Consider the following 5,852-nt stretch of genomic DNA (forward strand, 5'->3'; position numbering starts at 1 on the left):
CTACAAAGGAGCGAATATGAAAACGACAAAAGGTTTGGCCCTTGGCCTGATGGTTGCAACTCTGCTGGGAGCGCCTGCTTTGATGGCGGGCAATGGAATCGTCCATGGCAGCGGCATGGTGAAAGGAAGCGGTGTGGCCCATGGTCAGGGTATTTTCAAAGGAAGCGGGACAGCCCATGGTACCGGCGTCGCCGTGTGGCGTGGAAAAGATGGCCGTATTCATCATAAAAGAGGAACCGGAACGGTTCATGGCCACGGCGTCGTCATCGGACGGGGTACCGTGGCGGGCCATGGACGCGGAATGGGACGAGGCTGCGCCGCGGGACACGGCAAAGCGCGAAGATTCCGATAGAACGACGGAGGATGCTTCCTCCGCCGTTTCGTCGGGTCTCTACCGGCTTTTCTCCTTTTGGTAGAAGAGCAGGTAGAGGGCCGGCAGCACCAGGAGGGTCAGCAGTGTGGAGCTGACGATACCGCCGGTGACTACCACCGCCAGCGGATACTGGATTTCGCTGCCCACACCGGTCGCCCACAGCAACGGCAGAATGCCGAAGAGAGTCGTAAATGCCGTCATCAGTACAGGGCGCAGACGGAGGGATGCGGCGTCTTTCAGCAGTGTTTCGAGCGGTACGTCGGGAAATTTCGCCCGCAGGTCGTCGATGAAGCTGACCAGCACGATGCCGTTGAGGATCGCGATGGCGAAGATCGCGATGAAGCCGACGATCGCCGAGACGCTGAGGTACTCGCCGCTGAGTACGAGCGCCGCGATGCCGCCGATGAGGCCCAGCGGCACGCCGAGCAGAATCAGCAGCGATTTCTTGAAGGAGTTGAACGCCGTATAGAGCAGCAGCACGACAAGAACCAGCGTGATCGGAATGATGACCATCAGTTTTCGGGTCGCCTCCTGCATATTCTTGAAATCGCCGGCCCAGCGGATGAAGTACCCTTTGGGTATCTTCACACTCCGGCGGATCTTTTCATCCGCCTCTTCGACGAACGACGCGATGTCGCGGTTTTCCACCTCCATCGAAATGACCATGTAGCGGCTGAGGTTCTCCCGCTTGATGAAGGATGGCCCCTGTACGACCGTGACGTCGCAGAGTTCGCCCAGCGGGACCATCTTTCCGCTTCGGCTGCGAAGCAGCACGCTCTTGAGCGCGTCGATATCCCTTTTTGCCCCTTTGATCTTCGGCACGATACCGAAACGACGTACTCCTTCGATCTTTTCGGTCACCGGTTCTTCGCCGATGCCGTGACGGATGACGCGCATCACCTCGTCCACGCCGATGCCGTAGCGTGAGAGTGCAAGAAAGTCGGGGCGTATCGTCACCTGCGCCTGTCCCAGCTGCGTCTCGACCTCGGTGCGCTCGAGACCTTCGACACCCTGGAGAACCCGCTGAATCCGGGAGGCGATCGCATCCATCTCTTTCTGGTTCTCTCCGAAGATCTTGACGGCGAGCTCCGCCTTGACACCTTCGAGCAGCTCTTCGATCCGCATCGCGATCGGCTGTGTCGGAACGAACTGCACGAAATCGAAACGCTTCTGGAGATCCCGGGTCATCCTTCCGGCCAGTACGGGGAGATTTTCGATCCCGGGTCTGAGTGTCAGCAGCACCTCCATGTAGTTGCCCTGTGCCGTCTCTCCCTTTTCGCTGCGGCCGATCATGCTCAGGACGCTTTCGACCTGCCCGGGGTAGGCTTTCAGCAGATAACGCTCGATCTTTTTGGCCGTTTCGATACTCTGTCCGAGCGCAGTCCCGGGAATGGCGATGACACGGTACATGATCGACTCTTCGTTCAGTTCGGGCATGAATTCACGCCCCTGCTGGCCGAGGAGCCAGGCCGAGACGGCGAAAAGCAGAGTGGCCAGAAGGGTCACGGTTTTCGCCCGCTTCAGGCAGAACTCCAGCAGCGGCACATAGAGCGACTTGATGGCCCGCATCAATGGGCTGGCACCGCTTCCGGCAGGCCTGAGAAGCAGATAGCTCAGCACCGGCACCAGCAGCATCGCCACGGCGAGAGATCCGAGCATGACGAAGACGATGTCGATCGCCATCGGCGTGTAGAGCCTTCCCGCCAGTCCTCCGAGGCTCAGCAGCGGGATGAAGACCGCCGCGATGATCAGCAGGGCGAAGATGACCGGTTTGGCCACGCCCGCCGTCGCTTCGGCGATGATCTCTAGGCGCGTTGCATCCGGTTTGTCGTGCAGCAGCCGAAAAGCGTTTTCTACGACGACGATCGTGCCGTCGACGATCATGCCGATCGCGATGGCGAGCCCGGAAAGGCTCATCAGGTTGGCGCTGATGCCGTATTCGCGCATCATCAGGAAGGCGATGAGCAGAGAGAGCGGCAGTGAAAGAATCACGATGAACGCACTGCGCAGCTCGAAGAGAAAGAGAAAGAGCACGATCGCCACGAGCAGGGCGCCGGTAAGCAGGGCGTTCGTCATCGTGTTTACCGCTTTGTGGGTGATTTCGGTGCGGTCGTACACCGTTTCGATCCGCACACCTTCGGGGAGCGCCGCGTCGACGAGCGGCAGTTTCGCCTTGATGGATTCGACGACTCTGGCGGCGTTGGTCGCGGTGCGTTGCAGCACCATCCCGAACATCGCCTCTTCGCCGTCGATCGTGACGGCACCGAACCTCGGGGCTCTGCCTTCACGCACTTCCGCGATGTCGCCGACCGTCACGGCCCGGGCCTCTTTGGCGCGTACGACCGTGTTGCGTATGTCGTCCATGCTTTTGTAGAAACCGTCGCCCCGGATCAGGTACTGTTCGCGGTTCATTTCGAGATACTGCCCGCCCGCGTTGAGGTTGGCTCTTTGAAGGGCGTCGACGATCTCGTCGTAGGTGACGTCGACAGCCTGCAGCCTCTTCGGGTCGATCAGCACTTCGTACTGTTTCTCGAAACCGCCCCATCCGATCACCTCCTCGACACCGTCGACCGATTTGAGCATCGGAGCGACGACATACTCCTGCAGCTCCCGCAGCTGCGCGAGGGTGTGCCTGCCGCTTTCGTCCGCGAGCCGGTACCAGAAGACCTGCCCGAGACCTGTCGTGTTGGGGCCCATGACCGGTTTTCCCCATCCTGAGGGGATATCGACGGTGTTGAGCCGTTCGGTGACGAGCTGGCGCAGGAAATAGATGTCGTAACCCTCTTCGAAAAAAATCGACACATAGGAGAGGCCGAAAATGGAGTTGCTGAGGATCATCTTGACTCCCGGAAGCCCCGCCATCGCCGATTCGATCGGATAGGTGATCAGCTTTTCGATATCCTGGGCGGAGTTGCCCGGGCTTTCGGTATAGATCACGACCTGTTTGGGGGTGATGTCGGGAAAGGCGTCCACCGGGATTTCGGTGTAGGCTTTGTAGCCGAACCCCGCAATAGCCAGGAAAAGGGCGATGACGAGAAACTTGTAGCGAATCAGCAGTTTGAAAAACCCTTCCATCACCGCCTCCTCGCCACAAACAATCGCGGCGCAAAGCGCCGCCCCAATGACCAATGACCAATGCCCAATTTCCAGGCACGCAGTGCCGTTTTAGTGCCCATGTCCGCCCATCCTCTCTTTGAGCGCCATCGACTTGACGAACCAGACCCCGTCGCTCACGTAGGGTTCACCGGGATGAAGCCCGCGCACCGCGACATCGTTGCCGAAGCGTTCCAGAATCTTTACGACACGCGGCTCGTAGGGCAAAGCTTCGTGACGGTGCTCTTCACCCTCCTCTTCGTGGCCGTCGTGTTCTTCCTCCCCGCCATGCTCTCCTTCCGCCGTCGGTACGAAAACGACCCATTCCCCTTCGAACATCGTCAATCCGCTTTTTTTGACAGCGACACTTTTTTCAAAAGGCGGCACTTCGATCTCCATTTCGCCGAAAGCGTCGAGCAGCAGGGATTTTCGGGAACTTTCGATCCAGAAGAGCATTTGGGCGCGCTGCGTCTCTTCGTCCACTTTGGGCAGAAGACTCAGGTAGCGGCATTCGAAACGCTCGTCGCCGATACGCAGTATTCCCCTGGCCGTTTCGGGCATACGGAGCGCATCGGCCACGCTCACGTAGGCCAGGGCGTAGTAGCCGCTCTTCTGCACCAGCGAGACGATCGGCGTTTCGGCCGTGAGGTTGGTGTGCAGCGGGACGAGCAGGCGGCTGACCAGCCCGTCGGCATGGGCGCGGATCGTCAGCGTGTCGGTCGCCGTTTTCAGTTTCGCCGGGTCGATTCCGAGCGATTTCAGCTGCGAAGCCAGCGTGTTCCTCTCCGCTTCGACGGCGGCCAGCGCGATCTCTTCGCGGTTGACGTCCTGGCGCGAAGCGAGCCCTTTGGCATAGAGGTTTTTCGTCGAAGCCAGACGCTCCCGGGCCGCCTTGATTGTGTTTCCCAGCGCCAGGTAGTTCGCCGTCATTCCGGAGAGTTCCAGTGACTTGACCGCCGCGACCGGTTCGCCCCGTTCGACGGTGGCGCCCGGTTCGACGAAGTAGCGTTCCAGATGACCGCCGAGGCGCGAAACGATCCGCTGGCGCTGGTTGCTCAGCTGTACGATCTTCGCGTTGACGCGCAGGATCTTTCCAAAGCCTCTTTCGACCGCTTTGGCGATGACGATGTCGGATGCCGCCAGTGTCACGGCCGCCAGGATGAGTAGAGTGAGTGTTTTTTTCATTGGTCGGTTCCTTGCAGATAGTCGATTTGTATGTGATACAGGTCGTTGAGGTAGCGGATTTGCAGAAGTTTCCGCTTCGTTTCGATCAGGCCGTTCTGAGCCTGTATGAGATCGAGCAGCGAAGTCTGGGCCGTTTTGTACCCTTCCGTGAAAAGAGCCAGCAGTTCGGCCTGTTTCCGCCGCTGGCGTTTCAGCGCTTCGTGGTGGCGCATCAGCGCGTGGAGGCGCCGCTCGAGCGCTTCGAGCTTCGTCCGCTGCATGCGTTCGACACTTTCGGCTTCCAGAGCCTTCTGTCTGGCACGAACCTTCGCGAGCCGCTTCTCCTCTTCGTAGCGGTTGAAAAAAGGAAGATCCACGCCCAGGCCGATGCGTGCGATCGACTGTTCCGGTTCCTCTTCGTATTCGGCCGAGAGCCGGTAGGTTTTCACGCTTCTGTCGTTCATCTTCGCTTCGGCCTCGAGCTGCCCGACCCGGGCTTTCAGAAGTTCCAGTTCGGCGTTGTTCATTCCGTTCGCGGCAACGCCGGCCGGCCGCATCGGGTAGAGAAATACCGCATCGATCTGCGGCTTCCCTGGAGTCTGCGCCGTCGAGAGAAGATCGTAGTAACGCTCGAGGATGCGGCGCTCCTGTTCGACGAGGCGCGATTCGGCCGCGATACGCTGCAGCGATGCCTGCATCACCTTCGCCCGGGTGCCGGCACCCTCTTTGAAGCGTTCCTCCGCGATCGTTTCGAGCCGTTTGGCGAGATCGATCTCCTCTTTCATGAGTTCGCCGGCATGAACCGCTTCGACATAGGCCGCGAACCGGCTTCGAAGCATGGCTCTAAAGCCGGCCCGGCTCTTTTCGAATCTCTTTCGCGCGACCGTCTCCAGTGAATCGGCATGGAGCCGGAGGTCGTCGCCGAGGCCGAAAACACGGACAGGCTGCGAGATATTGGCACGCCAGCCGTTGTCGTCGTTTCCGTTGTCCGTGTCGAAGCGGCTCGCCTCCACTTCCAGCGACGGATTGTCGTAGCGCAGCGCCATGGCCCCTTCGAGCCGGGCCGCATCGCTTTCGAGCTTCGCGCTTTGCAGCGCGGGCGCTTTTTGCAGGGCATCGGCTTCGAAAGTACGGTAGTCGATGGCAAAAAGCGGCGATATGGCCAATAAGAGGAATGTCGTGATGGATTTCATCCAAATCTCCTGAATTTTTGGGATGGGTT

General features: G+C 59.6%; 4 protein-coding genes. 1 reads left to right on the forward strand and 3 read right to left on the reverse strand.

The genetic code is table 11. The features are described from left to right. The first annotated feature begins 16 nt into the window (after positions 1-16). Positions 17-352: a hypothetical protein gene (locus Q1K23_RS06995; RefSeq protein ID WP_300363430.1), complete on the forward strand. Its 336-nt coding sequence runs from the start codon at positions 17-19 to the stop codon at positions 350-352. Positions 353-391: 39 nt separating this feature from the next. On the opposite strand, the gene Q1K23_RS07000 is transcribed toward Q1K23_RS06995, so the two are convergent. The 3 genes from Q1K23_RS07000 to Q1K23_RS07010 form a co-directional block, all read right to left on the reverse strand. Beyond that, positions 392-3,448: a CusA/CzcA family heavy metal efflux RND transporter gene (locus Q1K23_RS07000; RefSeq protein ID WP_300363431.1), complete on the reverse strand. Its 3,057-nt coding sequence runs from the start codon at positions 3,446-3,448 to the stop codon at positions 392-394. A 90-nt stretch (positions 3,449-3,538) separates the two neighbouring features. Continuing rightward, positions 3,539-4,651, reverse strand: coding sequence for an efflux RND transporter periplasmic adaptor subunit (locus tag Q1K23_RS07005; protein WP_300363432.1), 1,113 nt, complete (start codon positions 4,649-4,651; stop codon positions 3,539-3,541). Continuing rightward, positions 4,648-5,852, reverse strand: a 1,205-nt coding sequence (locus tag Q1K23_RS07010) for a TolC family protein (RefSeq protein ID WP_300363433.1), incomplete at its 5' end; no start/stop codon positions are given. The genes Q1K23_RS07010 and Q1K23_RS07005, both read right to left, overlap by 4 nt.

Origin of the sequence: Hydrogenimonas sp. (genome assembly GCF_029933015.1) — a bacterium.
Lineage (GTDB): Bacteria > Campylobacterota > Campylobacteria > Campylobacterales > Hydrogenimonadaceae > Hydrogenimonas.